The 26,955-nt window shown below is 63.2% G+C and carries 34 protein-coding genes; 17 read left to right on the forward strand and 17 right to left on the reverse strand.

Annotated elements, in window-relative coordinates; genetic code table 11:
- Positions 1-2: 2 nt before the first annotated feature.
- The 4 genes from RQP55_RS08990 to RQP55_RS09005 all read right to left on the reverse strand — a co-directional run bounded on the left by RQP55_RS08990 (position 3) and on the right by RQP55_RS09005 (position 3,879).
- Entirely contained in the window at positions 3-269 is a 267-nt protein-coding gene (locus RQP55_RS08990) for a hypothetical protein (protein WP_315609847.1), read from the reverse strand.
- 22 nt (positions 270-291) lie between these two features.
- A complete protein-coding gene (locus RQP55_RS08995; RefSeq protein ID WP_315609848.1) occupies positions 292-1,032 on the reverse strand; it encodes a LytTR family DNA-binding domain-containing protein in 741 nt (246 codons plus the stop codon).
- Positions 1,025-2,269, reverse strand: coding sequence for a sensor histidine kinase (locus tag RQP55_RS09000; protein ID WP_315609849.1), 1,245 nt, complete (start codon positions 2,267-2,269; stop codon positions 1,025-1,027). The genes RQP55_RS08995 and RQP55_RS09000 overlap by 8 nt, the downstream gene beginning before the upstream one ends.
- An 83-nt stretch (positions 2,270-2,352) precedes the next feature.
- Positions 2,353-3,879: a fumarate hydratase gene (locus RQP55_RS09005; protein WP_315609850.1), complete on the reverse strand. Its 1,527-nt coding sequence runs from the start codon at positions 3,877-3,879 to the stop codon at positions 2,353-2,355.
- A gap of 158 nt (positions 3,880-4,037) precedes the next feature.
- Between RQP55_RS09005 and RQP55_RS09010 the strand changes: the two genes are divergently transcribed.
- The 4 genes from RQP55_RS09010 (at position 4,038) to RQP55_RS09025 (ending at position 6,942) form a co-directional block, all read left to right on the forward strand.
- Positions 4,038-4,640: a protein-L-isoaspartate O-methyltransferase gene (locus RQP55_RS09010; RefSeq protein WP_315609851.1), complete on the forward strand. Its 603-nt coding sequence runs from the start codon at positions 4,038-4,040 to the stop codon at positions 4,638-4,640.
- A gap of 2 nt (positions 4,641-4,642) precedes the next feature.
- Entirely contained in the window at positions 4,643-6,085 is a 1,443-nt protein-coding gene (locus tag RQP55_RS09015; RefSeq protein ID WP_315609852.1) for a TolC family outer membrane protein, read from the forward strand.
- A gap of 36 nt (positions 6,086-6,121) precedes the next feature.
- Complete coding sequence (locus tag RQP55_RS09020) at positions 6,122-6,565, forward strand: DUF2497 domain-containing protein (protein ID WP_315609853.1); 444 nt, start codon at positions 6,122-6,124, stop codon at positions 6,563-6,565.
- 200 nt (positions 6,566-6,765) lie between these two features.
- Positions 6,766-6,942 carry a hypothetical protein gene (locus RQP55_RS09025; RefSeq protein WP_315609854.1) on the forward strand — a complete coding sequence of 59 codons (177 nt, stop codon included), beginning with the start codon at positions 6,766-6,768 and terminating at the stop codon, positions 6,940-6,942.
- A 2-nt stretch (positions 6,943-6,944) separates the two neighbouring features.
- On the opposite strand, the gene RQP55_RS09030 is transcribed toward RQP55_RS09025, so the two are convergent.
- Positions 6,945-7,217: a hypothetical protein gene (locus RQP55_RS09030; RefSeq protein WP_315609855.1), complete on the reverse strand. Its 273-nt coding sequence runs from the start codon at positions 7,215-7,217 to the stop codon at positions 6,945-6,947.
- Between the two features lie 109 nt (positions 7,218-7,326).
- On the opposite strand from RQP55_RS09030, the gene RQP55_RS09035 reads away from it, so the two are divergent.
- The 3 genes from RQP55_RS09035 (at position 7,327) to xth (ending at position 8,923) form a co-directional block, all read left to right on the forward strand.
- Positions 7,327-7,755: a CBS domain-containing protein gene (locus RQP55_RS09035; protein WP_315609856.1), complete on the forward strand. Its 429-nt coding sequence runs from the start codon at positions 7,327-7,329 to the stop codon at positions 7,753-7,755.
- A 63-nt stretch (positions 7,756-7,818) separates the two neighbouring features.
- Positions 7,819-8,136 carry a HesB/IscA family protein gene (locus RQP55_RS09040; RefSeq protein WP_410000281.1) on the forward strand — a complete coding sequence of 106 codons (318 nt, stop codon included), beginning with the start codon at positions 7,819-7,821 and terminating at the stop codon, positions 8,134-8,136.
- 7 nt (positions 8,137-8,143) lie between these two features.
- Positions 8,144-8,923 carry an exodeoxyribonuclease III gene (xth, locus tag RQP55_RS09045; protein ID WP_315609858.1) on the forward strand — a complete coding sequence of 260 codons (780 nt, stop codon included), beginning with the start codon at positions 8,144-8,146 and terminating at the stop codon, positions 8,921-8,923.
- Between the two features lie 33 nt (positions 8,924-8,956).
- On the opposite strand, the gene RQP55_RS09050 is transcribed toward xth, so the two are convergent.
- The 10 genes from RQP55_RS09050 to RQP55_RS09095 form a co-directional block, all read right to left on the reverse strand.
- Entirely contained in the window at positions 8,957-9,544 is a 588-nt protein-coding gene (locus RQP55_RS09050) for a cell wall hydrolase (protein WP_315609859.1), read from the reverse strand.
- A 274-nt stretch (positions 9,545-9,818) separates the two neighbouring features.
- Entirely contained in the window at positions 9,819-10,154 is a 336-nt protein-coding gene (locus RQP55_RS09055; protein ID WP_315609981.1) for a DUF1491 family protein, read from the reverse strand.
- Positions 10,151-10,648, reverse strand: a complete 498-nt coding sequence (locus RQP55_RS09060) for a PaaI family thioesterase (RefSeq protein WP_315609860.1) — start codon at positions 10,646-10,648, stop codon at positions 10,151-10,153. Before RQP55_RS09060 ends, RQP55_RS09055 begins: the two co-directional genes overlap by 4 nt.
- Positions 10,623-11,084, reverse strand: a complete 462-nt coding sequence (locus tag RQP55_RS09065; RefSeq protein WP_315609861.1) for a PTS sugar transporter subunit IIA — start codon at positions 11,082-11,084, stop codon at positions 10,623-10,625. Before RQP55_RS09065 ends, RQP55_RS09060 begins: the two co-directional genes overlap by 26 nt.
- A gap of 123 nt (positions 11,085-11,207) precedes the next feature.
- Positions 11,208-11,774: a ribosome hibernation-promoting factor, HPF/YfiA family gene (gene hpf / locus RQP55_RS09070; protein WP_315609862.1), complete on the reverse strand. Its 567-nt coding sequence runs from the start codon at positions 11,772-11,774 to the stop codon at positions 11,208-11,210.
- A 31-nt stretch (positions 11,775-11,805) separates the two neighbouring features.
- Positions 11,806-12,492 (reverse strand): DNA polymerase III subunit epsilon, encoded by a 687-nt coding sequence (gene dnaQ / locus RQP55_RS09075; protein ID WP_315609863.1) that lies wholly within the window; start codon positions 12,490-12,492, stop codon positions 11,806-11,808.
- Between the two features lie 51 nt (positions 12,493-12,543).
- Positions 12,544-13,149 (reverse strand): dephospho-CoA kinase, encoded by a 606-nt coding sequence (gene coaE / locus RQP55_RS09080; protein ID WP_315609864.1) that lies wholly within the window; start codon positions 13,147-13,149, stop codon positions 12,544-12,546.
- Positions 13,146-13,994: a shikimate dehydrogenase gene (locus RQP55_RS09085; RefSeq protein WP_315609865.1), complete on the reverse strand. Its 849-nt coding sequence runs from the start codon at positions 13,992-13,994 to the stop codon at positions 13,146-13,148. Before RQP55_RS09085 ends, coaE begins: the two co-directional genes overlap by 4 nt.
- Entirely contained in the window at positions 13,991-14,581 is a 591-nt protein-coding gene (locus RQP55_RS09090) for a Maf family protein (protein ID WP_315609866.1), read from the reverse strand. Before RQP55_RS09090 ends, RQP55_RS09085 begins: the two co-directional genes overlap by 4 nt.
- Entirely contained in the window at positions 14,578-15,402 is an 825-nt protein-coding gene (locus tag RQP55_RS09095; protein ID WP_315609867.1) for a pyruvate, water dikinase regulatory protein, read from the reverse strand. The genes RQP55_RS09090 and RQP55_RS09095 overlap by 4 nt, the downstream gene beginning before the upstream one ends.
- Before the next feature lie 320 nt (positions 15,403-15,722).
- Here RQP55_RS09095 and hemE point away from each other — a divergent pair, with 320 nt between their 5' ends.
- The 3 genes from hemE to rho all read left to right on the forward strand — a co-directional run bounded on the left by hemE (position 15,723) and on the right by rho (position 18,625).
- The gene (gene hemE, locus RQP55_RS09100) at positions 15,723-16,748 is read left to right on the forward strand and encodes a uroporphyrinogen decarboxylase (protein WP_315609868.1); all 1,026 of its coding nucleotides are present in this window, start codon (positions 15,723-15,725) and stop codon (positions 16,746-16,748) included.
- Positions 16,749-16,760: 12 nt separating this feature from the next.
- Complete coding sequence (locus RQP55_RS09105) at positions 16,761-17,207, forward strand: CopD family protein (RefSeq protein WP_315609869.1); 447 nt, start codon at positions 16,761-16,763, stop codon at positions 17,205-17,207.
- A 161-nt stretch (positions 17,208-17,368) separates the two neighbouring features.
- Entirely contained in the window at positions 17,369-18,625 is a 1,257-nt protein-coding gene (gene rho / locus RQP55_RS09110) for a transcription termination factor Rho (protein WP_315609870.1), read from the forward strand.
- 22 nt (positions 18,626-18,647) lie between these two features.
- On the opposite strand, the gene RQP55_RS09115 is transcribed toward rho, so the two are convergent.
- The gene (locus RQP55_RS09115; protein WP_315609871.1) at positions 18,648-19,040 is read right to left on the reverse strand and encodes a nuclear transport factor 2 family protein; all 393 of its coding nucleotides are present in this window, start codon (positions 19,038-19,040) and stop codon (positions 18,648-18,650) included.
- Positions 19,041-19,118: 78 nt separating this feature from the next.
- On the opposite strand from RQP55_RS09115, the gene RQP55_RS09120 reads away from it, so the two are divergent.
- A complete protein-coding gene (locus tag RQP55_RS09120; RefSeq protein WP_315609872.1) occupies positions 19,119-20,255 on the forward strand; it encodes an aspartyl/asparaginyl beta-hydroxylase domain-containing protein in 1,137 nt (378 codons plus the stop codon).
- On the opposite strand, the gene RQP55_RS09125 is transcribed toward RQP55_RS09120, so the two are convergent.
- Positions 20,247-20,945: a dienelactone hydrolase family protein gene (locus RQP55_RS09125; protein ID WP_315609873.1), complete on the reverse strand. Its 699-nt coding sequence runs from the start codon at positions 20,943-20,945 to the stop codon at positions 20,247-20,249. The genes RQP55_RS09120 and RQP55_RS09125 overlap by 9 nt on opposite strands.
- 118 nt (positions 20,946-21,063) lie before the next feature.
- Here RQP55_RS09125 and RQP55_RS09130 point away from each other — a divergent pair, with 118 nt between their 5' ends.
- The 6 genes from RQP55_RS09130 to RQP55_RS09155 all read left to right on the forward strand — a co-directional run bounded on the left by RQP55_RS09130 (position 21,064) and on the right by RQP55_RS09155 (position 26,922).
- Entirely contained in the window at positions 21,064-21,321 is a 258-nt protein-coding gene (locus RQP55_RS09130) for a DUF6489 family protein (RefSeq protein ID WP_315609874.1), read from the forward strand.
- Between the two features lie 26 nt (positions 21,322-21,347).
- On the forward strand, positions 21,348-22,625 hold the full coding sequence (mnmE, locus tag RQP55_RS09135) for a tRNA uridine-5-carboxymethylaminomethyl(34) synthesis GTPase MnmE (RefSeq protein ID WP_315609875.1): 1,278 nt from the start codon (positions 21,348-21,350) through the stop codon (positions 22,623-22,625).
- 61 nt (positions 22,626-22,686) lie between these two features.
- A complete protein-coding gene (mnmG, locus tag RQP55_RS09140; protein ID WP_315609876.1) occupies positions 22,687-24,558 on the forward strand; it encodes a tRNA uridine-5-carboxymethylaminomethyl(34) synthesis enzyme MnmG in 1,872 nt (623 codons plus the stop codon).
- A complete protein-coding gene (gene rsmG, locus RQP55_RS09145) occupies positions 24,555-25,196 on the forward strand; it encodes a 16S rRNA (guanine(527)-N(7))-methyltransferase RsmG (protein WP_315609877.1) in 642 nt (213 codons plus the stop codon). The genes mnmG and rsmG overlap by 4 nt, the downstream gene beginning before the upstream one ends.
- Positions 25,193-25,969 carry an AAA family ATPase gene (locus RQP55_RS09150; protein ID WP_315609878.1) on the forward strand — a complete coding sequence of 259 codons (777 nt, stop codon included), beginning with the start codon at positions 25,193-25,195 and terminating at the stop codon, positions 25,967-25,969. The genes rsmG and RQP55_RS09150 overlap by 4 nt, the downstream gene beginning before the upstream one ends.
- The gene (locus tag RQP55_RS09155) at positions 25,966-26,922 is read left to right on the forward strand and encodes a ParB/RepB/Spo0J family partition protein (protein ID WP_315609879.1); all 957 of its coding nucleotides are present in this window, start codon (positions 25,966-25,968) and stop codon (positions 26,920-26,922) included. Before RQP55_RS09150 ends, RQP55_RS09155 begins: the two co-directional genes overlap by 4 nt.
- Positions 26,923-26,955 lie beyond the last annotated feature (33 nt).

Consider the following 26,955-nt stretch of genomic DNA (forward strand, 5'->3'; position numbering starts at 1 on the left):
CCCTATACCCGTCCGGACAGGATCAGCCAGGCCGATCCGGCATTCACCGCGCTGTAGCCGGCATAGAACCAGGCCCAGCCGGCCGATCCTTCGGACACCATCAACATCGCCCCCAACAGCATGGCAAATTCGACCAGCAGGCTGAACCGGCCACCCAGCATCTGGAAGAACCAGGGCACCTGCCCCAGCAGCGGGTGCTCGCTGTTCAGCACGGCGCGATGGACGGCAAAATTGCCGATCCCCAACAGGAAGGTGAGCGCGACGAACATCGCCGCATCCCTAACACGCGATTCAGCGTCCGGCCATTGCCTTGGCCTTGGCCAGGTAAGTCCGGCCGATGCGTACCGCCGTGCCATCGGCCAGTTCGGCCGACCACACCCCCAGGCCATCGTGGCGCAGGCCGGTGATCCGGTCGCGCCGCAGGATGGTCGAACGATGGAGCCGGATAAAGTGCTGCGGATCAAGCCGCGCCTCAAGCCCGGTTACCGTCTGCAGCAAGAGGTAGCTGCGATCGCCGACGTGGAGCCGGACATAGTCGCGCTCGGCATCGATCCGATCGACATCGGCGGCAGCGATCCGCAGCAGTTCAGAGCGATAGGGCACCCAGAATTCGGTCAGCCAATCCCCGCCCTGTTCGGCCCGCTCGCCGCGCCGGGCCAGTGCGCGGGCTACGGCCCGCTCCAGCCGATCAGGGGTAACCGGCTTCAGCACATAGTCGACTGCGTCGAGATCGAAGGCTTCGACCGCGAAGTTCTCATGCGCGGTGACGAAGATCACCGCCGGCCGCGGCTTGCGCCCGGCCAGGGCGCGGGCGACAGCCAGGCCATCAAGTTCGGGCATGGTCATGTCGAGCAGGACCAGGTCGGGCGAAAGCGCATCGATCATCCGCAGCGCCGCGGCGCCGTCCTGGGCCGTCCCGGCCACCTCGATTCCGGCCAGGTCGCGGCAAATCAACTGCATCCGCTCAATCGCCAGTGGCTCATCATCGACGATCAGGGTGCGCAAGGCTGCGGTGGCAAGGCTATCAGTCATGGCGTTCCAGGGGCAGGCGGATCACACTGCGCCAGCCGCCGCCGGCAACCGGGCCAGAGTCAAACTGCGCGGCATCGCCATACCGCGCGGCCAGCCGGTCGCGGACATTGGCGAGGCCGATGCCGAAACCGGGCTTGCTGTCCTTCGTAACCGGTCCATCATCAGCCACCTCGATGACCAGACCGCCATGTTCCTGGCGCGCGGTAATCGTCAGCGTCACCGGACTTGTCGTGGCTGAAACGGCATATTTGACGGCGTTTTCGATCAGCGGCTGGAGGATCATGCCGGGCATGCGTGCATCGGCCAGTGCCGCAGGAATATCGAACCGGGTGCGCAGGCGATCGGGAAAGCGGACGGCCTCGATCTCAAGATAGAGCCGCTGCAATGCAATTTCCTGATCCAGCGCCACGTCGGCCGTCGGATCGCCAGCCAGACTGCGGCGATAGAAGGTTGAGAGCGTCTGAATCATCTGTTCGGCCGCCTGTCCCTTTCCGGTCATCACCAGCGCCGAAAGCGAATTGAGTGTGTTGAACAGGAAATGCGGGTTAACCTGATAGCGTAAGGACCGCAGCTCGGAGGCCTTGGCCGCGCGGCGATATTGACCCTCGCGCCGCTCCGCTGCGCGGGCCTGTTCGGCATTGGCGAGCGAGAAATAGAGCGCCGCCCAGGCCAGCAGCAGATAATACCGCCCCAGCGCCACGTCGACCAGTTGGCGCAGGCGGTTGTCGGCGCGGGTCTCGGCGTCGATGGTAATCGCGGGGCGCGCCTCTGCGTCCGCACGCGCCGCGGCAGCTGGCGGCGGTGCAGAACTTGCCGCTGCTTCCGCCTCGCGGTCGAGCGGGTCGACCAGCAGGTTGCCGCTCTCATCACTGCGAATGCGCAGACCTTCGCGCTCACCAATCGTGGCGACGACCTTATTTTCAATATCAGCGAACACAGCCTGGTTAATTGCCGCCAGCAGGACCGAGGCCGGCAAGGCCATCAGCAGCACGGCGCCCACCTTGACCCAGAAGGGGCGCGGATCAAGCAGGCGGACCAGCGGCCATAGCGCCAGGGTCACCGCCATCGATGCAACGGTCACCAGGCCGCGACGCAACAACAGGGCGTCAAACAGTTCGAGCCCGACCAGCCAGCCGCGCAGTGTCGTCAGCGCAAAATAGGCCAGCCAGACCCCGGCGATCGAGGCCAGTACCAGCCTGAACGGCACGCGCGGCGTGGATGGCGCTGTCGGGTCCATGGCCCTGCCTAGACCACCAGCAGCCAATGAGGCCAGCAGCTTGGTCGAGCCGCAGGCGTCATTGGTCGAACGTCCGGCACCGCCTATTTGACCGGGAGCAGCCCTTCCTTGGCGATCTTTTCCTTCCAGGCGAGCGGGGCCAGCTGGTGGACATTGTTGCCCTCGCTGTCGACCGCCACGGTCACCGGCATGTCCTCAACCGTGAATTCGTAGATCGCTTCCATGCCCAGATCTTCGAAGGCGATAACCTTGGCTTCGCGGATCGCCCGCGCCACCAGATAGGCCGCACCGCCAACGGCCATCAGATAGGCCACCTTGTGCTTGGCGATCACCTCGGTCGCGCCCTGGCCGCGCTCGGCCTTGCCGATCATGGTCAAGAGGCCCAACTCGCACATCATGTCAGTGAAGCTGTCCATGCGGGTGGCGGTGGTCGGGCCGGCGGGGCCAACCACTTCGCCCATCACCGGGTCGACCGGGCCGACGTAATAGATCGAACGGCCCTTGAACGCGACCGGCAGGGCCTCGCCCTTGGTCAGCATGTCCTTGATCCGCTTGTGCGCGGCATCGCGGCCGGTGAGCATCTTGCCATTGAGCAGCAGCCGGTCACCCTGCTTCCAGCCGCGAACTTCCTCGGCCGTCAGCGTATCGAGGTTGACGCGCTTGGCCGCCTTGTCAGGGGTCCAGTGCACTTCGGGCCATTCCTTGAGGTTGGGCTTTTCCAGGAAGCTCGGGCCCGAGCCATCAAGCGTGAAATGCGCGTGGCGCGTGGCGGCGCAGTTGGGAATCATCGCCACCGGCTTGGAAGCGGCGTGGCACGGCGCGTCCATGATCTTCACATCCAGGATCGTCGAAAGCCCACCCAGGCCCTGGGCGCCAATGCCCAGCGCGTTGACCTTGTCGAAGATCTCGATCCGCATCGCCTCGATATCGTTCTGCGGCCCGCGCTGCTTCAACTGAGCCATGTCGATCGGCTCCATGAGCGCCTGCTTGGCAAGCAGCATGCAGTGCTCCGCCGTGCCACCAATGCCGATGCCCAGCATCCCCGGCGGGCACCAGCCGGCCCCCATCTGGGGCAGCATCTCCACCACCCAGTCAACGATGTTGTCGCTGGGATTCATCATCTTGAACTTGGACTTGTTCTCGCTGCCGCCACCCTTCGCCGCCACATCAATGCTGACCTTGCTGCCGGGCACCATCGTGACATGAAGCACAGAGGGGGTGTTATCGCGGGTGTTGCGGCGGGTAAAAGCCGGATCGGCCAGCACCGAGGCGCGCAGCTTGTTTTCCGGGTGGTTATAGGCCCGGCGCACCCCTTCATCGACCACTTCCTGCAGCGAGCGGCCCGATTCAAGCCGGCAATTCTGGCCCCATTCGACGAAGATATTGACGATGCCGGTGTCCTGGCAGATCGGGCGGTGGCCTTCTGCGCACATCCGGCTGTTGGTGAGGATCTGGGCAATCGCATCCTTGGCGGCAGGGCCCTGCTCAGCCTGATAGGCATCCCCGAGCGCCCGGATATAGTCCATCGGATGGAAATAGCTGATAAACTGAAGCGCGTCGGCGACGCTCTCAATTAGATCGTCCTCGCGGATCGTCACCATCTCGCTCATGGATTTTGGCTCCTCGAATGGGGTTGTTTGCTGGCGCTTTAGGCATGGAACGGGCCTGCCGTCAAAGCGCTTGGCGCGGGGCGGCGCTTCGCTTAGAAGCAAGACGATTGCGGTGCTGTGTTATTTTTGCAATACAGCCCGCCGAGAAGGGTTGAATCATGACTATCACTGCCGAGCGTCCGGGCACCGACCTTGCCGCCGCCCGCCGCGCGATGATTGACAGCCAGCTGCGCACGAGCGGGGTCAACGATCCTGTCGTGCTGGAAGCCTTCGCCCGTGTTGCGCGCGAAGACTTCGTTCCAGCCGCCTCGCGCGCCCATGCCTATATCGACCGGGCGATTCCGCTTGGCGATGGGCATGCCCTGGCCGCACCGTTGTTCCACGGCCGAATGCTGGTCGAAGCCGGGCTGCGTAGCGATGACAAGGTGCTGCTGGTTTCCTGCGGCAGCGGCTACCTTGCCGCACTGCTCGAGGGCCTGGTCGCCAAAGTGACGACGATAAGTGCGGCTGATGCCGCCGCCGGTAAGGTCAAGGGCAGTTACAGCCTTGTCCTGATCGACGGCGCGATTGAACATTTACCCGAAGGTCTGGCTGCCCGCGTCGAAGACGCTGGTCGACTGATAACGGGCCTGGTCGAACGCGGGGTGACGCGCCTCGCAAGCGGCCGCAAGGCCGCCGGAGCCGCGGCGCTGCTGCCGCTGGCCGAAATGGGAATCCCGGTGCTGACAGAATTCGCAGCACCTAAACGGTGGAGCTTCTGAGCATGGCCAAACGGCTTGGGCGGGCAATCCTGCTGGCAGGAATCGGACTGACAGCAACCCCGGCTCTTGCCGACGACCTGCGCGAAGCGCTGGTCATGGCCTATAACACCAATCCCACCCTGCAGGCTGCTCGCGCCCAGCAGCGCGCGGTCGATGCCGGGGTCGCAATTGCGCGGGCCCCGGGCTTGCCATCGCTGAACGGCACGGCCAATTACATCGAATTCGTGAAGCAGAGCCAATCAAGCTTTACTGCGCCGGAGCGGGCCCTGCAGACCCAGGCCAACTTTGGCGCCCCGATCTATGCGGGCGGCGCGATCAAGAACTCGATCCGTGCGGCCAAGACCCGGGTCGAAGCCGGGCAGCAGGATCTGCGCGCCAGCGAAAGCGGTCTGTTCAGCCAGGTCGTGGCCAATTACATGGATGTGATCCTGAATGAGGCAATCGTCGGGCTGAACCGCCAGAACGTGGATCGGCTGCAGGTCAACCTCCAGGCCACCAAGGACCGGTTCGAGATTGGTGACCTGACCCGAACCGACGTGGCCCAATCGGAATCCCGCCTGGCCTTGGCACGCGGCCAGACCCGCGCCGCCGAAGCGAACCTGCTGACCGCGCGTGAGCGTTATATCCAGGTAGTCGGCAAGCAGCCCGAAGATCTGCAAAGCCCCCCGGCGCTGGTCGGCCTGCCGAGCAGCCCGGAAGACGCCGTCAGCTATGCGCTTGACCATAATCCAGACCTTGGCGCGGCACGCCAGCGGTCCAAGGCCGCAGGCTTTGACAGCAAGGCGGCCGGTGCCAACCGGCTTCCGTCGGTGAGTCTGTTCGCAAACGGCAATTACACCAATTACTATGGTACGCTGGGCGGCCCCATTTCCGCTACCCTGCCGCAGACTGACACCACCGCCCAGGTTGGCGTGCGGGCAACGGTGCCCATCTTCCAGGGCGGCCTGCCCGCCGCGCAGAAGCGCCAGGCCCAGGCCCGCGAAGGCGCCCAGCTGGAGCAGGAAATCGCCGTTGAACGCGCCGTGATTGCCAATGTCCGGGCTGCCTATGCCCAGCATCAGGCCGCGACCGAGATCATCGCCGCCAACCGTGCCGCCGTGTCCGCAGCCCAGCTCAGCCTTGAAGGCGTGAGGGCGGAAAACACTGTGGGCAACCGGACGATTCTCGACATCCTCAATGCCGAGCAGGAACTGCTCAGCGCCCAGGTCCAGCTCGCCACGGCAGAGCGCAATGGCTATGTGGCCGGTTTCAACCTGCTGGCGGCGATCGGCAAGGCCGAAGCGCGCGACCTCGGGCTGGATGGGGGTGCGCTCTACGAGCCGGAGGCGAATTACAAGCGCGTATCCGGCAACATTTTCGATTGGGCGAGCGATCCCGCACCCAAGCAGCAATCGACACGGACCGTTGACTCAAAGCCGCAGGACGGCTCTGTAACCCGCAAGTGATTCTGTCCCTCAGCGGGACAAAGTGGGGGTTTAGGCATGCGCCAGGCAGGTGAACCGTCGGTCGAGGAAATCCTCGATTCGATCAAGAAGGTGATCGCGCGCGACAACCGCGCCGGCGCTGCCGTCGAACGCAAAGAGCGCCAGGAGCGCGGGCTCAAGAACGCTGCTACTGAAGCATTCGATGAAGACGATATCTTCGAACTCGATGCATCAGCCGAGCTGGTTGAGGATGCAGAGGGCGGCCCGCTGCTGCCCGAATACACCGCCACCTCGATGCGCGAATCGCTGGCCGCGCTGGCCATGCTGGCAGAACCCGGCGCACCACCGCAGATCGTCCGCTCGGGCGAGACCTCGTTGGAAGGGCTGACCCGCGAATTGCTGCGCCCGGCGCTGGCCGAATGGCTCGACAAGAACCTGCCGGCTCTGGTTGAGCGGATGGTTGCTGCCGAGATCGCACGGATCGTCGGCAAGAAGGGCTAAGGGTCCTGTCAGTCGACCCCGCCCAACGTGAACTGGCCGAGCGCACCCTGGCGCGGCTGGGTGGGTTCGATACGCGGTGGCAGATCTTTCTCTGCGCTGACCCCGAAGAACCCAAATGCTGTGACCGCGCCTCAGGGCATGAAGCATGGCTGTTTCTGAAAAAGCGGCTCGGCGAGCTTGGGCTGGGCGGCCATACCGGGGTGCTGCGCAACAAGGTCGGCTGCCTGCGGGTCTGCGCGCTGGGCCCGGTTGCCGTGGTCTGGCCGGGACCGACCTGGTATCATTCCTGCACGCCGCAAGTGCTGGAGCGGATCATCCAGGAACACCTGATTGGCGGTGTACCGGTCGAAGAATTCCGGCTTAACCCGCCAGCCTGAGACTATTCCCGGTCGTCGATCGATTCGTCGTGGCCGGTGCCGCTCGACAGGAAAAGCAAGGCCATCAACGCCACGGTCAGCATGATTACCCCGGCGATGCCCAGCACCGTCGCGATATAGAGGTGAATTGAAGGCAGGCCGAATTCCCAGGCCAGATAGGCAATCAGCACCACGCAGACTGCCAGGGTCACCAGGCTCCAGCGCTTGATCAGGCGTTTGTAGCGCGCCCAGGCAATCGCGGCGATCTCAGGATTATCGAGCGGAGATTGGGTCATCGCCGCGCCTTTGCGCCTCCCAGCGGGACAGCGCAAGTAGACCTTGGTCGCGGACTCGCCAATCGTGCCACTTCGTGTCATCCTCCTTGGTCTAGAGGGGAGTATCGTTATGACTATTGCCCGCCTGATCGAAGGCCGCAGCGGCCCCATCATCTCCATCGAAAGCACTGCCAGCGTGGGCGAGGCCGTCGCCCTGCTGGCCGAAAAGCGGATCGGCGCCCTGCCGGTGACGCAGGACGGATCGATTGTTGGCATCTTTTCCGAGCGTGACGTGGTCTATGGCCTGGCCCAGCATGGCGCGGCCATGCTCGATGGTCCGGTTGGCGCGGCGATGACCGCGCCGGTCATTACCGTTGATCCCCAGACCGAAGTGCTTGAAGCGCTCGGCCTGATGACCCGGCGCCGGGTCCGGCACCTGCCGGTGGTGCGCGGCAAGGCCATGGTCGGCTTCATCTCGATCGGGGATCTGGTCAAATACCGGATTGAGCGAATCGAATCCGAAGCTCAGGCCATGCGCAGCTATATCCAGAGCGCCTGAACGCCCAGCGGCCTTGCGGGTAATGCCCGCGCGGCTTACATCGGGGACATGGAAACCCCGACAATGACCCTCAGCCCCGCGGCTGCCGCGCGGATTGCGCTGATTGCCGACAAGCAGGGCAAACCGGCGGCCCTGCGCCTGTCGGTTGAAGGTGGCGGGTGTTCCGGCTTCCAATACCGCTTTGGTCTGGCTGAAAGCATTGAGGGCGATGACCTGGTGGTCGAGACCGATGGCGTGAAGCTGGTGGTCGATCCGGTCAGCCTTGATCTGGTGGCCGGTAGCGTCGTGGACTTCGTGGATTCGCTCGGCGGCTCGGCTTTCAAGGTCGAAAACCCGCTCGCTGCCGCCGGTTGCGGCTGTGGCTCCAGCTTCGCGGTCTGAATTCCTGATGCGCATCGCCAGCTTCAACATCAACGGGATCAAGGCCCGTTTGCCGCGTCTGCTCGAATGGCTGGAGGAAACCCGCCCGGCAGTTGCCTGCTTGCAGGAAATCAAGACCCAGGACGAAGGCTTCCCCGCCGCTGAGTTTGAGAAGATCGGCTATCATGCCGTCTGGCATGGCCAGAAGGGGTTCAACGGCGTTGCGGTTCTGGCTGACGGCACAACCCCGCAGGTGGTGCAGCAAGGCCTGCCCGGCGATCCGACTGACGAGCACGCCCGCTATCTTGAGGTTGATGTGTTCGATACGCGCATCATCAACATCTACCTTCCCAATGGCAATCCGCAGCCTGGGCCCAAGTTCGATTACAAGCTGGCCTGGATGGAGCGGCTCCGTGCCCGCATGCAGGCAATCAAGGCAGAGGAAGTCCCGGCCGTGGTGCTGGGAGACTATAACGTGATCCCGACCGATCGCGATGTCTGGGCTCCGGCCGCCATGGCTGATGATGCGCTGATGCAGCCGGAATCACGGGATGCCTATATGCGGCTGCTGGCCGATGGCTGGACCGACGCGATCGCCACCCACAATCCGGGCGGCGGGGTCTGGACCTTCTGGGATTACCAGGCCGGAGCCTGGCAGCGCGATCACGGCTTCCGGATCGACCATGTCCTGCTCTCACCCGAACTGGCCGACCGTTTGAAAGCCTGCGGTGTCGACAAGGAATATCGCGGGCGCGAAAAAGCCAGCGACCATGCGCCGGTATGGATCGAGCTTCACAAGCCCAACTGATGCAAGAAGGGGGGCCGCAGCCCCCCAACCCGTTTAGCGATAGAACACGTGGTTATCGACCCGGGCCATCCGGGTCAGCCGCCAGCCGGGGCTGACATAAGCAGCGTGGAAGAACAGCGCGCCCTCCACCGGGCTGCGCCAGGTTCCTTCGTGGGCGATCTGGGCCACGGCGACAGCGTTCTTCCACTGGCGCGACGCCTTGGGCGTGGCCGGAAGGCTATTGCCGCGCACGAACGAGAACTGCGACGGCTGGAACACCACGCCGCAGTACGAATCCGGGAAACGGCCCGACTTCGAACGGGCCACGATCACGCGGCCGACGGCGAGCTGGCCGTTCAGCGTTTCGCTTTTGGCTTCGTAATAGATGGCGCTGGCAAGGCAGTTAAGCTCACGCGAGAGATCGGCCGGCTCGGGCTGCTGGGCAACCAGTTCTGCCAGGCTGACAGCGCGCGGCGCTTCATCGGCACCGGCCGCAGCGGCATCGCCCGGCGCTTCGGCCTGGGGCAGCGGCTGGACAACCGGTTGGGAAATCACGGGGAGGGTCGGTTCAGTCTGGATCGCAGCGGGCTTCAGAGCCTCTGCTGCCGCGCCCGAACCATCGGCGCTCACAACAATCATCATCGCCGATGCCACGACAGCAATAAGGCTGGCGCGGTTCAGCTTGGTACTATTCGAAATGCGAAGCATTCAACCGTCTTACTGGGCGGTGGACCGACCTGCACAGGCTGGGATGGGGGCGGAGAAACCGAAATCAAACTGCCCCCGGCCGAGAAACCTGCCGGTTGTCCCCCGTCTGCGTGCTAGCGCGAAGGGCTGAAATGCCGCCCGCGCCGCCTGCGCACAAACAAAAGGTCCGGCCCCTTGTTTCCGCAGTGCAGCAGAGTCAATCTGAGGTTCAGGTTATTCCGATGAACCGTTCACCGTTCGCGATGTCCAGTTCGACAATCCACAGGTCCGGATCCTGGAAACCCCGCCGATCAAGCCATTCCTGCAATTCGATTTTGTTGTCGGGATCTTCGCGGCGGGACAGTTGCCAGGCGCGGGTTCCGTCCGCGCGCGGCATGCGTTCATAGACTCGCGCCCCGGTGCCGCGCTCGGTCAGGACGACAAGAATCGTCCCGCCATCCGGCTCGCCCTTTTGCAGCACGCTGGCAAAACCGCCCTCGGCTCCGACCCGCCGGATCAGCGCCCCAACCTCGAGGTGCGCGGGAAGGCGGGGCTCCTCGGTCAGCTTGCGGCCGCCTGCAAGACCGCGGCATAGCCGGGCAGGCCGGAAAGGGCGATGCGGCTGCGCATGAAGGTTCCGGTCCCGCGGCCAATCTCTTCGCCTTCTTCGTCAACCAATCGGCTTTCAGCAACCAGCACGCGTTTACGGCCCGTAACCCAGCGCCCCTCGGCAATCACCCGGCCAGCACGAACCGGCTTGGTGAAGTGCAGGTTGAAGGCGGTGGTCAACAGGAAGCGATCGGTGATCAGCGTGTTGGCAGCATAGAAGGCCGCATCGTCGAGCATCTTGAAATAGATCGTGCCATGGGCGGCGCCGGCGGCATGAAAGCAGCGCTCGTCCACGGTAAAAGCAATCCGCGCCGCGCCCGCGCCGGTAACCGTCAGCTCGGAATCGAACAGACGGTTGATGGGCGCCGAAGCATAAAGGCTTTCGAGCGCACGCCAGTGGACTGCCGCGCCGCTTGGCGCAGCGTCAGGCGGCGTCGCGATCGATGACATTGGCTAGCAGCGCGTAAAGTGCCTCGGCCCCCGGGGCTTCAGCCAGGGCCGCATGCATGGCCTCGTCGCGCATCATCCGACTGATCGCAGCGAGGGCGTGGAGATGCGCGGCACCCGCCGATTCGGGCGAAAGCAGGCCGAATACAAGACCCACCGGCATGCCATCGGCGGCATCAAAGGCGACAGGAGCATCCAGCCGCAGAAACACCGCAACAGGGCGGGGAAGTCCTGGCAGGCGGGCATGGGGAATTGCGACGCCGCGGCCAAAACCCGTGCTCCCCAGACGCTCACGCTCCTCAATCCGTTCCAGAACCGTGACCGGATCAAGCCCGTAAACTGCTGCGAATCGCTGCGAAAGCTGCTCAAGAATCGCGTGTTTGCTATCTGCGGCCACGGTGGCGACGGCATCAGGCGAGAGCGTGAAAAGTCCGGTCATGGCAGTAGGAAATGTCCGAAACTGGTGGGCTTGGCGCGGCCAAGGGGCAAGGGCGGCGGAAACGCGTCCGCACCATCGACCCCTCACCCTCACCAAAGGTTGCCGCGGCCCTTATACCCTTGGCTAGGAAGGTTCAACCCACCCGATCGAGCCATCGCCCCTGCGGTAAACCATATTATGCCTGCCGGTGCCGGCGTTCTTGAACAGCAAGGCGTTCGTGTTGCGCAGATCCAGCATCATCACCGCATCGGAAACGGTCGCCTCGGGCACATCAACCCGGGTCTCGGCGATCACCACCGGAGCATCGATCGTGACTTCCTCAACCTCGGCGTCCGGTTCGACAAAGACGGTATAGGCCGCTTCTTCCGCCTTCATGGCGTGGGCAGATTCCTCGTGCCGATCTTTCAGGCGGCGCTTGTAGCGGCGCAGCTGCTTGTCGATCTTTTCTGCCGCCTGATCGAAGGCGACATGGGCATCATGAGCAATGCCCGCACCCTTGAGCACCAGCCCCTGCATCACATGGGTGACGATATCGGCGCGGAAAGCACCAGCCGGGGCACGGTTGAAGGTGATGGTTGAGGACAAGGCGCGCGAGAAGTATTTGCCAACAATCCCGGACAGTCGTTCCTGGGCATGGGCCTGAAGAGCCTCACCGGTATCGATCTGGTGGCCGGAAACGCGGATATCCATAAGACTTCTCCTTGGTATCAACCTGGCCTGCTCAAGATCTCCAGAGTGGCTCCTTGAGCAGGTCGAGAAACTGGGTGTGGGCGGATAGTTCCTCTTCACTGGGTGCGTGCGGGCGGGGCTCGCGGAAGGGCCGCTCGCGCTGCAGACGGGCAACCGGTTCGGCCAAGTCAGCACCCGCTGATTCGGCTGCAAGTTCCAAACCGATCTGCCGCCCGCCGGTAAGCTCAACATAGACCTGGGCCAGCAATTCAGCGTCAAGCAATGCGCCGTGCAACGTGCGGTGGCTGCGATCGATGCCATAGCGGGTGCAAAGCGCATCGAGCGAGTTCTTCGCCCCGGGATGGCGGATCCGCGCCAGGGCGACCGTATCGATCATCCGATCCCGCCCAACGGGATCGAGCCCGCACTTCTCCAGCTCCATATTGATGAAGCCGAAATCGAACCCGGCATTGTGCGCCACCAGCATTGAATCGCCGATGAATTCCAGAAACTCGGCTGCCTTTTCGTGGAAGCGAGGCTTGTCTGACAGGAATGTCGCGGAAAGGCCGTGCACCGCTTCGGCAGCGGCCGGCATGTCACGATCAGGGTTGAGATAGCAGTGAAAGGTTGCGCCCGTCGTCACCCGATTAACCATTTCGACGCAGCCGATTTCCACCAGCCGGTCACCGCTCCTGGGATCAAGCCCCGTGGTCTCGGTGTCAAAAATGATCTCGCGCATTTCCAGACTGATATCGGCCCACCTTCACGCGCTGGCAAGAGGGCGAATCGACTAAATCTGCGCAGCAGTGATTGTGTGAACGAGGCTCTGCACCGCATGGCGCGTTTCAGCGAGCGAGATGCCGGTATCAATCAAATAATCGGCCCGCGCGCGCTTGTCGGCATCGGGGACCTGGAGCTTCAGGATCTGGGCAAACTTTTCCTCGGTCATCCCTGGCCTGGCCAGTACGCGTTCGCGCTGCTGCTCGAACGGGGCGGAAACCACGGCCACCGCATCAAGCCCGTGGTTGCCGGTCTTTTCAAACAGCAGCGGAATGTCGAAAACGATCAGCGGCGCAGCGGCGTTGTCGGCCAGAAACGCACGGCGCATTTCAGCAACTTCTGGATGAACAATCGATTCCAGCAGCTTCAGGGCTTCCGGATTGCCGAAAACCGCGGCCCCCAGCTTCGGCCGGTCAACTCCCTGCGGTCCGGTCGTTCCGGGAAAAGCGCGCTCGATTGGGCCAAGGCAGGCCCCGCCCGGTCCCTGCAGTTCGTGCACCGCCGCATCGGCATCGAACACTGGCACCCCCAGCCCACGCAACATGGCGGCAACGGCCGATTTGCCCATGCCGATCGATCCGGTAAGGCCGAGGATAAACGGGCGGTGTCCGCTCATCGCGTCATCAGCTTGCGCAATTCGGCATCCTGCCCCCGCGGCGCGGCGACGCCAAAGAACTTCTCGAATGCAACAGCCGCCTGGCCGATCAACATGGCAAGGCCATCGATCGTTGCCAAACCTTGCGCGCGGGCCTGCTGCAGCAGGGCGGTGTCGGCGGGAGAGGTTACGATGTCATACACCGTAGCATTGCCCAGGAACCCGCCCCAGGGCAGATCGAGCGGCGGATTTCCGGTCATGCCAAGCGGCGTGGCATTGACGATCAGGCTGAACACTTCCGGGTCGGCCGGCCGCAAGGGGCCGGGTTTCAATTCCGCCAGATCGATCAGGAACTCGGGATCATCGCCCAGATAGTGCCCGAATTCTGCCTTGGCCTTGGCCGGGTTGCGGCTGATCGACCAGATCATGAATTCGGCATGAAACAGCGCGTCAATGATCGCTCGCGCGGCGCCGCCAGTGCCGATCACATAGGCAAAGCGATAGGGCTCTTCCCCCAGTTTCGGCCGGACCGGCTCAAGAAAGCCAGGCGCGTCGGTGTTGTAACCGGTAAGCGTGCCATCGGCTTCGCGCACTACCGTGTTGACCGCGCCAATTCGCGCTGCCTCGGGATCCAGCCGGTCCAACAGCGGCATGATCGCCTGCTTGTGCGGCATGGTAACATTGCAGCCCCGCCACAACGCATCGCCGCGCCGGGCTACAAGGTAATCCGCCAGGCCTTCTGGTTTAACGTGGCAGCGGTGATATTCGGCGTCGATCCCCACAAGGTTAAGCCAAAAGCCGTGAATTACCGGGCTTTTCGATTGCGCAATCGGATCACCGATCACTTCGGCATAGGACTTGCTCATGCCGCCAGCGCTCCGCGTGCGCGCAGCGCAGCCAGCACTGGCAGCAAGGGCATGCCCAGCACGGTGAAATGGCTGCCTTCGATGCTTTCAAACAGTTGCACCCCCAGCGCCTCGATCCGGAACACGCCGACACAGCCGCTGACCGCCGGCCATTCTTGCGCAAGGTAGCTTTCGATAAATGCAGGCGAGAGTTCGCGCACTTTCAGACGGGCAAGATCGGCGTGATCCCAATTAACCCGCCCGGACCGGGCCAGCGCCGCGGCGCTGTGCAGTTCCATCACTTTGCCCGAGAAGAACCGAAGATGGTCAGCCGCCTCTTCCCGGCTGCCCGGCTTGTCAAAGCGCCGCCCTGCGACCGACACCAGTGAATCGCTGCCAAGCACCCAGTCCCCGGACGCGCGGTCCGCCGCGGCGAGCGCCTTGGCCCGCGCCAGCGCAAGGGCCACTTCGCCGGGCTTTGCCCCGGTCATGCCCGCTTCGATCGCACGCTCGTCCACCTGGGCAGGCCGCGCAATAAAGGGCACGCCGGCTTCGCTCAGCATCGCCTTGCGCGATTGGCTTTGTGAGGCGAGGATCAGGGAACTCACCGCTGCTTCTCCGCAGAAATCGATTCATTATAGATATTGATCACGGCCGCGGCGGTCTCCTCAATCGACCGACGGGTAACGTCAATCACCGGCCAATTGTTATCGGCAAACATCCGCCGCGCATACTGCACCTCGCTGGTGACCCATTGCTGATCGACATAGGTCGTCTCGGGCGCCTGATTGAGCGAAAGTAACCGGTTGCGCCGAACCTGGACCAGCCGTTCGGGCGCAGTGGTCAACCCGATCACCAGCGGATGCTTCAGCCCGAACAGGGCCGAAGGTGGCGGGCTTTCCACCACGATCGGAATATTCGCCACCTTGTAGCCGCGGTTGGCGAGATAGATTGAGGTTGGCGTCTTCGAAGTCCGCGAAACCCCGGCCAGGACGATGTCGGCTTCTTCCCAATCTTCCCAGGCAACACCATCATCATGCGCAATGGTATAATGAATGGCGTCAACGCGGGCGAAATAGGCCTCATCCATCGCGTGCTGCCGGCCCGGACGGGCATGCGGATGTTGGCCAAGCGCAGTCTCAAGCGCGTCAACGGCGCGGTCAAGCACGGGGACAACCGGCAAACCAAGGGCGCGGCATCGTTCTTCCAGCCGCGCGCGGATGTCGGCGTTCGCCAAGGTGAAGAAAACCAGCCCCGGATTGGTTGCAACCTCGCCCATGATCCGGTCAAGATGCTGAAGCGAGCGGACCATTGGCCAGAAATGGCGGCTGACCTCAGCCCCTTCAAACTGGGCCAGTGCCGCCTTGGCAATCATCTCCAGCGTTTCGCCGGTGGAATCAGACAAGAGATGGAGGTGCAGACGCGGCATCGGGAATTTGGACCACCCCTGTGGACAGTCTGCCGCATAAACCACGGGATAAGCTCAGGGACAAGTTCGGGGACAGATTCCCTGCCCGCTTCCGGCCACTCCGCCCAGACCTTGTGGACAGGGGGATAACGATTCCCACAGGCTGGGGACAGTGGGGACAACCTCTGCTTGACGCATCAGGCTGCGGATTCGCAGCTACGCTTGCCCCTGTTCAGCCCGGGACAATTCAGGCAAGGGGCGCCAATCCCCGCTTTCCACAGGGCCAACAACCTACAAAAACCTTATAAGAATCTATTCTAGATTTTGATTGGACTCACGAAATGCCCGGTTTGCTCCTGCGTACCCTGTCTGGCGAGAACACGGCCGAGCGGCCCGTCTGGCTGATGCGCCAGGCTGGTCGCTATCTGCCAGAGTACCGCGCACTGCGAGCCAGCAAGGGCGGATTCCTGAACCTTGTCTATGATAGTGAGGCCGCGGCCGAGATTACCCTGCAGCCGATCCGCCGGTTCGGATTCGATGGGGCAATCCTGTTCTCAGACATCCTGATCGTTCCCTATGCCATGGGCCAGGACCTGCAGTTCCTGGTTGGCGAAGGACCGCATCTTTCACCTCGCCTGCTCGATGCAGCGCTTGGCAGCCTGATTGCCGTGCCTGAACGGCTTAGCCCGATCTATGAGACCGTGCGCCAGGTGAAAGCTGCATTACCGGCAGACAAGACGCTGCTGGGCTTTGCCGGCAGCCCCTGGACCGTCGCGACCTATATGGTCGCCGGCGAAGGCAGCCGGGATCAGCACGACACCCGCGCGCTGGCCTACCGCGACCGCGCAGGTTTTCAGGCAATCATTGATGCGATCGTCACCGTGACGGTTGAATACCTTATCGGGCAGATCCAGGCCGGGGCCGAAGCGGTTCAGCTGTTCGATAGCTGGTCAGGCAGCTTGGCCCCCAGCGAATTTGAACGCTGGGTAATTGCCCCCAACGCCGCAATCGTTCGCCAGCTCAAGGCGCGGTTCCCGAATGTGCCGGTCATCGGCTTTCCCAAGGGTGCCGGCGAAAAGCTTGCAGCCTATGCGCGCGAGACCGGCGTGGACGCGATCGGGATCGATGAAACGATCGATCCAATCTGGGCGGCGCGCGAACTGCCGGCCGGCATGCCGGTCCAGGGCAATCTTGATCCGCTGTTGTTGCTGGCCGGCGGTGACGAACTGGAACGTCAGGCGCTGCATATTCTCGATGCCTTTGCCAATCGTCCGCATGTCTTCAACCTGGGCCATGGCATTGGCCAGACCACGCCGGTCGAGCATGTCGGGCAATTGCTGGCGCTGGTGCGCGGGTGGAAGCGCTAGTATGATGTTCCAATGCTGTCGTGGGTGCTTTCGATGACCTACCTGTGGCTCAAGGCTGGCCATATCACTTTCGTGATCTTCTGGATGGCGGGGCTTTTCATGCTGCCGCGCTTCTTTGTTTACCATCAGGAGGCTGAGCCAGGCTCGCCCGAAGAGGCCCGGTGGATTGACCGTGAACGCCGCCTGCTGCGGATTATCCTGTGGCCGGCCATGGCCGTTACCTGGCTACTTGGCCTTGCCCTGGCCCTGTCGATCGGTGCATTCCTGCAGCCCTGGTTCCATGCCAAACTGGGCCTGGTGCTGATCCTGAGTGCCTATCATGTCTGGATGGCGGGCTATGCGGCCGATTTGGCCCATGGCCAGCGCCGGCTGGAAGGCAAGCAGCTGCGCATCCTCAACGAAGTTCCCGGGATTGCCACGGTGCTGATTGCAATCATGGTCATCGTGAAGCCATTCTGACGCTGCAGCGTTGACCGCTTTCGCGCAAAGGCCTATCTGCGAGCGGTCCGGCAAGGGCGCGCACCACAAACGACGCGCTGCGATCCGCTTTCTCCAAGCCCATCGATCGACCGGCCATCACAGCCTGCGCCCACTGCGCATCTTTCGGAAATGCCAAGCCAATGCATCTTAAAGAACTCAAGAAGAAAACCCCCGCCGAGCTGGTCGAGATGGCCGAAGAGCTTGAGGTTGAAGCCGCATCGACGATGCGCCGCCAGGACCTGATGTTTGCGATCCTCAAGGAACTGGCCGAAGATGGCGAGGAAATCATTGGCCAGGGCACCATCGAAGTGCTGGCCGATGGATTCGGCTTCCTGCGCAGCCCGGAAGCAAACTATCTGGCCGGTCCCGACGATATCTACGTTTCGCCCAACCAGGTCCGCAAATGGGGCCTGCGCACCGGCGATACGGTTGAAGGCGAAGTCCGCGCGCCCAAGGATGGTGAGCGCTATTTCGCGATCACCAAGCTGATCAGCGTCAACTTTGACGAGCCTGAAGTTGTTCGTCACCGCGTCAACTTCGACAACCTCACACCGCTTTATCCTGATGAGCGCCTGAACCTTGATACGGTCGACCCGACGGTCAAGGACAAGTCGGCCCGGGTGATCGACATCATCAGCCCACAGGGCAAGGGCCAGCGCGCGCTGATCGTCGCGCCGCCGCGCACCGGCAAAACGGTGCTGCTGCAGAACATCGCCAAGGCGATCACCGACAATCACCCCGAAGTGTTCCTATTGGTTCTGCTGGTCGATGAACGCCCCGAGGAAGTGACCGACATGCAGCGTTCGGTGAAGGGCGAGGTGATCTCCTCCACCTTTGACGAACCCGCCACGCGCCACGTCCAGGTTGCCGAAATGGTGATCGAAAAGGCCAAGCGCCTGGTCGAACACAAGCGTGATGTGGTGATCCTGCTCGATTCGATCACCCGCCTTGGCCGCGCCTACAACACGGTTGTGCCCAGCTCGGGCAAGGTTCTGACCGGCGGTGTCGACGCCAACGCCCTGCAGCGTCCTAAGCGCTTCTTCGGCGCGGCGCGCAACATCGAAGAGGGTGGCTCGCTTTCGATCATCGCCACGGCGCTGATCGATACCGGCAGCCGCATGGACGAAGTCATCTTCGAAGAGTTCAAGGGCACCGGTAACTCGGAAATCGTGCTCGACCGCAAGGTTGCGGACAAGCGCATCTTCCCGGCGCTGGATGTCGGCAAGTCCGGTACCCGCAAGGAAGAGCTGCTGGTCGGCAAGGACAAGCTCTCCAAGATGTGGGTCCTGCGCCGCATCCTGATGCAGATGGGCACGATCGACGCAATGGAATTCCTCCTCGACAAGATGAAGGATTCCAAGACCAACGAAGACTTCTTTGCGACGATGAACCAGTAAGTTCAGCGCTCAGGCGGTGGGGTTATCCCGCCGCCTGCAGCTGCGCGGCCATCATCTCCCACAGCTTGTTGACCGCCTTGATCGGGCGGACCATCACCTTGAAATCGATGATCTTTCCGTTTTCGTCGAAGCGGATCAGATCGATCCCGTTGATCTTGATCCCGTCGATCTCGCTCACGAATTCAAGCAGCGCATTGTCGCCATCAACCAGCTCGCGGACATAGGCAAAGTGATCCCCGTTAAGCACCTTGGCGGCCGAGAGCAGGTATTTGCTGACGATCGCCTTCCCGACCTGGGGGGTATGGACGACCGGGGAATGGAACACCGCATCGTCAGCCAGCATCGCATCAAGCGCCTCGGGGGTTTCGTTGCCGATATAGGCATGCCATGCAGCAACGCCGGGGTGTTTGGACATCAGGTCTCTCCTCCGCTCTGATCGGGCAGGATAGTGCCGCGACTTGCGCGAAAGTTCCAGCCTGACCTATGCTTGGCCATGAGCAGCGAAATCCGCACGATCATTGCCGAGGGGATGCAGGCCCTGGCGGCGCGTGACCTGCCCCGTGCGGCAGGGCTGCTGCGGCAGGTGGCGGCCGGTTCCCCGCCGGATGATTTTCCATGGATTGCCCTGGCCAATGCCGAACTGGCGCTTGGGCAGGGCGATGCGGCGGAAGCCGCGATTGACCGCCAACTCGGGCGGGAAATTCGCGATGTCGGTGCGTTGCTCCTGAAAGGGCTGTTGCGCGAGCGGGCCGGCGATGCCCGGGCGGCGATCAGCTTCTACCGTACGGCTCAGGCGCAAATGGCCTTCGATGGCCGCGTTCCGCCCGAACTGGCGCAGCTTGAAGCGCATGCCCGCGCCTACCTTGCCAGTGCGACCGACGACTTCACTGGCCACCTGCTGGGTGAGCTTGGCCAGGACCTCAGTCCGGCGATGCGCGAGGCGGTCGACCTGTTGACTGGCAAACGCCAGATCCATCTTCAGCAACCCACGATGTTCTATTATCCCGGGCTGCCGCAACGCAGGTTCTATGATCCGGCCGAATTTCCCTGGCTGGAAGCCATGCTGGCCCATGTCCCCGCGATGCAGGATGAATTGGCCCAGGTTGTGGCTGACGGCGATGCGGGTTTTGACCCTTATGTCCGGCACAATCCCGATCGCCCTGCTCCGGCCAACCACCTGCTGGAGCGCAAGGACTGGTCGGCTTTCTATTTCTGGCGCGACGGCGCGGTGGTCGCGGAAAATGCCGCGCGCTGTCCCGCAACGATGGCTGCGCTGGACCTGGCACCCATGCCGCGCATTCCTTCCCGGTCACCCAATGCGCATTGGTCCAGCCTGCTCCCCGGCACCCACATCAAGCCGCACTGCGGGATGCTCAACACCCGGCTGATCTGCCACATCCCCGTGCTGACTGCCCCCAAGTGCTGGCTGCGCGTCGGCAGCGACACGCGCACCTGGGAGCCGGGGGTGCCGCTTGTTTTCGACGATTCGATCGAACACGAGGCAAAGAACGACGGGCCGCAGCGCCGCGTCGTGCTGTTGTTCGAGATCTGGCGGCCCGAAGTGCCCGAGGAAGACCGCGCGGCCATCGCGCGGATCTTCCAGGCGATCGGCAGTTACAGCTCAGGCTAGGTTCGCGGCCAGGAATTCCCTGGTCCGCGCGTCGGCCAGCTGAGCACCGGCTTCGTTGCGGCGGTCGCCCATTTCGGCAGCAAAGCCGTGGTCCAACCCTTCGTAATCGTGCAGCGTCACCTTGGGGTGGTTGTCCAGTCCGGCGTGGATCGCCGCCTGCGCTTCCGGGCCCACAAAGTGATCGGCGGTCGGGATATGGAGCATCAACGGATTGGCGATCGCGTGGCTTTCGTTCAGCATGGTATCGATCATCACGCCGTAATAGCCCACCGAAGCATCGATATCGGTCCGCGCAGCCGCCATATAGGCCATCCGGCCGCCAAGGCAGTAGCCGACCAGGCCGACCTTGCTGACGCCTTCCGTGCGGCGAATGTGATGGATTGCCGCTTCGATATCCTGAATGCCGAGGTCCGGATCGTACTGCCCGAAATAGCCGAAGGCTTCCTGCAGCTGCTCGGGTACATCGGGATCAAGTTCCACGCCCGGAGCAAAGCGCCAGAAAATATCCGGGGCTAGCGCCAGATAGCCTTCGCTGGCCCAGCTCTCGCACTTCTGGCGGATGCCCGGGTTCACCCCGAAGATTTCCGGAATGACGATGATCGCTGCCTTGGGCGTTCCAGCAGGACGGGCAAGATAGGCGGGAATCTGGGCGGCACCGTCAAGCGACGGGATCTGGGTGTTCGTGGCCATGGGAAAGCTCCGCAAACTGAAGGGGTGTGGCGTTAGCAATAGGTCGGCTGGATGGACTTTGCCAAGGCCCTGTGCCAGCTTGCCTCGCGGAACTGGGACCGCCGGCAAGGAGACCGTGATGAAGATCAATGTCGAGATCGACTGCACCCCTGAAGAGGCGCGCTCGTTCCTGGGCCTGCCCGACGTGGGCAAGGCCAACCAGTTTTATGTCGAAGCCATTGCCAAGGCGATGAAGGGTGCTGGCAACGTCGACCAGATCCAGGAAATTGCCAAGAATATCGCGCCGATGGGCCAGATGGGCCTCAAGCTGTTCCAGCAATTTGTTGAGAATGGCGCCGCCTTTGCCGCTGGCTCCAAGAGGAAGAGCGAAGACTGAACCCTAACCGGTGCGCCTGACGGATTATGGCTGAAACGATCTTTGCCCTGTCGAGCGGCGCGCCGCCGGCTGCAATCGCGGTAGTGCGGATAAGTGGCCCGGCGGCACGCGGGGCGTTGCAAGCGCTCGCCGGCCGGCTTCCGGCCGAGCGCCGGGCCGTGGCTGCAACCTTGCGCGATTCGGCCAAGGCTGTGCTCGATCGCGCGCTGGTGCTGTGGCTACCGGGACCGAACACCGCGACAGGTGAGGATACGGCTGAGCTTCATCTTCATGGCGGGCGGGCGGTCGTCTCGGCAGTAGCGGGTGCGCTTGCAGCCCTGCCGGGGCTACGGGCAGCCGAACCGGGCGAATTCACCCGGCGGGCCTTCGTGAATGGCCGGATCGACCTGGCCGAGGCTGAGGGCCTTGCCGACCTGCTCTCGGCTGAGACAGAGCTTCAGCGCCAAGCGGCGCTGGCCATGGCGGGCGGCGCATTTTCTCGGCAGGTCGAACAGTGGCGTGAGCGTCTGCTGGGTCTGTCGGCCTCGGTTGAAGCCGTGCTCGATTTTGCCGATGAGGATGATGTCGCCACGCTTCCGGCCAACTTCCTGCAACAGATCGATCTGTTGCGACAGGAATTGGGCGCCTGGCTTGATCGGCCGCGGGCAGAGACGCTCCGCGAAGGCTTCCGGGTGGTTATTGCCGGCCCACCAAATGCCGGAAAAAGCACACTTTTCAATATTTTGGTCCAATCCGAGGCCGCCATTGCCACCCCGATCGCAGGGACCACGCGCGATGTCCTGACGCGGCCGGTGGGCTATGCCGGGATACCCTTTCTGTTTGCTGATACCGCCGGCCTGCACGATGCGACCGATGATGTTGTCGAAGCCATCGGCATCGAGCGTGCGCTTGAGGCATTGGACCGCGCTGACCTGGTGCTGTGGCTTGGACCCGAAGGTCAGGGGCCGGCCGGGGCCTGGGAAATCTCTGCGCAGGCCGACCGGCCGCAGGGCACGGCCAAGCGCCATCCGCGCCACCGCGTGTCGGCGGTCAGTGGCGAGGGGATCGAATCGCTGATCGCTGATCTGGTGGCCACGGCCCGGCAGGCCTTGCCCAAACCAGGTGAAGCGGCGCTCAGCCAGCGCCAGCATGATTTGCTGCGCGAAGCAGCGCGCGCCCTGCAGGCGGCAGAGGATGAGCTTGACCCGCTGCTCGTCGCGGAAGCCCTGCGCCTGGCCCGTGTATCATTCGATGGCCTGCTGGGCCGGGTTACGACCGAAGACATGCTCGATGCGCTGTTTGGACGGTTCTGCATCGGGAAGTAGTGACCGGGTGCAAAACCTGTTCCACGTGAAACATCGCTCGGCTAAGGCCGCCTCCAGACACATGGACCAGTTTGACATCATCGTAGTGGGCGGCGGGCACGCCGGCGTGGAAGCGGCAGCGGCAGCAGCCCGGATGGGCGCGCGCACGGCATTGGTCAGCTTCGATCTCGATGCGATCGGCGCGATGAGTTGCAACCCGGCGATTGGCGGGCTTGGCAAGGGACACCTGGTCCGCGAAGTCGATGCCTGCGACGGGATCATCGCCCGCGCTGCCGATGCCGGGGCAATTCACTATCGCATGCTGAATCGCTCAAAGGGCAGCGCCGTGCAGGGCCCGCGGGTCCAGGCAGACCGCAAGCGCTTCAAGGCGGCAGTCCAGCACCTGTTGGGCCAGCAGGGCGCACTTACCCTGGTGCAGGGGGAGGCGGCAGCCCTGCGGCTGGCTGGCGGACGCGTGACCGGGCTTGACCTTGCCGATGGCACGGCGCTTGCGGCTCGCGCGGTGGTCCTTTGCACTGGCACCTTTCTGGGTGGCGTGCTGTTTCGCGGCGAAGAGCGGATTGTGGGTGGCCGGATCGGAGAGGCTTCGGCGCAGCGCCTCGCCGCGCAGCTACGCGAAGCGAGCTTGCCGATGGCCCGCCTCAAGACCGGCACCCCGCCGCGTCTTGATGGCCGGACGATTGATTGGGCCGCGCTGGAAGAACAGCCATCTGAAGCTGAGGGTTGGACGATGTCGGCGCTGCCGTCGGCTAATGGCGGTGCGGGACGCGTGCTCCCACAGGTGTTCTGCGCGATCACGCGGACCAACGTACGAAGCCATGACGTGATCCGCACCAATCTCCACCGCTCGCCGCTGTTCTCCGGTGCAATCGGCGCCCAGGGTCCGCGCTATTGCCCCTCGATTGAAGACAAGATCCACCGCTTCGGCGATCGTGACGGGCACCAGGTCTTTCTCGAACCGGAAGGGCTCGATACCCATCTGGTCTATCCCAACGGCATTTCCACTTCGCTTCCGGCTGACGTCCAGCTGGCGATGTTGCGGACGATGGAAGGGCTGGATCGGGTTGAGATGGTCGTGCCTGGCTACGCCGTTGAATATGACCATATCGATCCGCGCGCGCTGCGTCAGAGCCTTGAACTGCGCGACATGCCCGGGCTCTATTGCGCGGGCCAGATCAACGGGACCACGGGCTATGAAGAAGCCGCGGCGCAGGGCCTTGTTGCCGGAATGTCGGCTGCAGCTGATGTGCTGGGCAAGGCCCCGATCGCGCTTGACCGGGCGAATTCCTATATGGCGGTGATGATCGATGACCTGACACTCCACGGTGTCAGTGAACCATACCGGATGCTGACCGCCCGGGCCGAATATCGGCTCCGCCTCCGGGCCAACAACGCAACAAGTCGGCTCACACCGTTGGCGCTTGCTGCAGGTTGTGTCGGGCCAAGGCGCGCGGAATGGTACCGGCGGCGTGAAGCGCTGCGCGCGCGGCTGAACGATGCGCTCGGTGCTTCGGCGACCGGCCATGAACTGGCGGCCGCGGGTCTGCCGGTGCGCGCTGACGTGGGCCGCCAGCCATTGCGCGAATGGCTGCGGTTCACCGGGATCGATCTCAACGTGCTCACCCCATGGCTTGGTGAGAATTTTGCCGAGGACCCGGATCTGGCAGAAGAGTTGGCCGAGGATGCGGCCTATGCCCCCTATCTTGCCCGCCAGGACAGCGAACTGGCCGATATGCGTGCAGGTGAAGCCCTGCCACTAGGCGATGACTTCCCCTATGGTTCCATTCCAGGGCTCTCGCGCGAGATGGTCGAACGGTTGAGCAAGGCGCGGCCAGCCACTCTGGCGGCGGCCGGACGCTTGCCCGGCATTACCCCCGCTGCGCTGGCGGCCCTGCTGGTCCATGCCCGGCGCCGAGCGGAGCGCGCGGCATGATCACTTCGGAAACCGCAGCGCAGGCCTGGCTGGCAGCCCTGCCGGAATGGGATCCGGCAGCGGCGGAACGGATCGCCTGCCTGATCGCATTGCTCGCTGAAGAGAACGCCCGCCAGAATCTTGTTGCGGCGGCGAGCCTTCCAGTCGTCTGGCAGCGCCATATTGTCGATTCGGCCCAGTTGCTCACCCACGTTCCACGTGAAACGTCTCGCCCGTGGCTCGATCTGGGTACTGGAGCGGGTTTCCCAGGCTTGGTGATCGCAGCTCTACGTCCCGACTGTGAAGTTGTCATGGTCGAATCCCGCGCACGCCGCGTTGAATGGCTGGAGCGCGCGCGAATCGCTTTGGGGCTGGATCATGCGCGGGTCGTCGGTGCGCGACTTGAGCTCGTGGAATCGCGACCCTTCAGCGTCATTTCGGCACGGGCTTTTGCTCCACTGGTCCGACTGCTTGACCTATCCGCACGCTTTTCCACAAAGGACACGCTCTACCTGTTGCCGAAGGGGCGCTCGGCGCAGCAGGAACTGTTGGAGCTCCGGGGATGGAATCACATGTTCCACGTGGAACAATCGCTGACTGATCCAGAGGCCGGGGTCATTGTTGGCCAGCTACTGGGCAAAAAGGGGAAGAAATCGTGATTCGCATGGCGATCGCCAACCAGAAGGGCGGGGTGGGCAAAACCACCACGGCGATCAATCTTGCCACGGCCCTTGCCGCGACCGGGTGGAAGGTCTTGCTGGTGGATCTCGACCCGCAAGGCAATGCTTCAACCGGGATTGGCATTGGCACCAATGATCGTGAGCGGTCGACCTACGACCTGCTCGTTGACCAGGCTGCGCTAAGCGATTGTGTCGCGGCGACACGGATCCCCGGGCTCGACATTGTCCCCGCCACGGTCGACCTCTCAGGTGCCGAAGTGGAGCTGGTCGCTGTCGAGAACCGGACCTCGCGACTGGCTCAGGCGCTTGCTGCGGACACAGACCACGATATTTGTCTGATCGACTGCCCACCCTCGCTGGGCCTGTTGACGCTGAATGCACTTTGCGCGGCGGATACCTTGCTGGTGCCACTGCAGTGTGAATTTTTCGCGCTTGAGGGTTTGAGCCAGCTTCTCCAAACGGTGGAGCGCGTTCAGCAGAGATTTAATCCGGGTCTTGGCATCATCGGTGTGGCGCTGACGATGTTTGATCGGCGTAACCGTCTTACCGACCAGGTTGCTGAGGATGTTCGTTCCTGCCTTGGCCCGCTTGTGTTTGAAGCGGTGATCCCGCGCAATGTCCGCCTCTCGGAAGCGCCAAGCCATGGCTTGCCGGCGCTGGTTTATGATCATTCCTGCGCAGGTAGCCGGGCCTATATTGCGCTTGCCCGTGAATTGATTGCCCGCCTGCCTGAATCAAGGAAAGCCGCATGAGCGACGATAGCACCACTGGTACAGCACCCCAGGCAGCTGCCAAGAAGAAGCCGCTTGCCCTTGGGCGCGGACTTGGCGCCTTGTTGGGCGAGACGCGGCGCGAGGAGCCGCTGGTCAATCCCGCTGCGCTGCCGGGTGCAGGCGGCGCGACGTCAAATGAAGGGTTGGCCGTCTTGCCGGTGGCGTCGATCATCCCGCATCCGGGCCAGCCACGCCGTCACTTTGATGAAGCCGCGCTTGATGAATTGGCTGCATCGATTGCAGCGCGCGGCGTGATCCAGCCGGTGATCGTAACGCCGCATGGTGCCAACAAGTGGCGCCTCGTTGCCGGTGAACGGCGCTGGCGCGCGGCCCAACGCGCGCAGCTTCACGAAATTCCCGCGATCGTGCGCGATCTGGATGAGCGTGAAGTTACGGCCCTTGCGCTGATCGAAAACCTGCAGCGCGAAGATCTCAATCCGATTGAAGAGGCGCGGGCCTATCATCGGCTGGCTGAAGGCGAAGGGCTGACCCAGGCGGAGATTGCCAAGCTGGTCGACAAGAGCCGCAGCCATGTCGCCAACTTGCAGCGCCTTCTGGTTCTTCCGGAAAGCGTGATCGCGTTGGTTGAGAGCGGCAAACTATCGATGGGCCATGCCCGGGCGCTGGTTGGTATTGAAAATGCGGCAGAACTTGCGAGCCAGGCGGTGTCTCGTCAACTTTCCGTCCGCGAAGTCGAACGGCTGGTGCGGCGCAAGGATGCACCAACCACCCAACGGCGGGCTCGCAACGAGCGAGATGGTGCCAGTTCTGCCGATATTGCCGCCGTTCAAGCGCATCTTGAGGAGTTCTTGGGCCTGTCCGTGCGGATCAACGCCGACGCCGATCCCCGTTCCGGCGCCGTAACGATCCGGTATCGCACGCTCGACCAGTTGGACCTTATTTGCCAGCGTTTGACCGGCGGTGGAATCTAGCGCTTCTTAAGCCAATTCAGTGGTTCTTCCGGG

The sequence above is a fragment of the Novosphingobium sp. APW14 genome (genome assembly GCF_032337075.1).
Taxonomy (GTDB): Bacteria; Pseudomonadota; Alphaproteobacteria; order Sphingomonadales; family Sphingomonadaceae; genus Novosphingobium.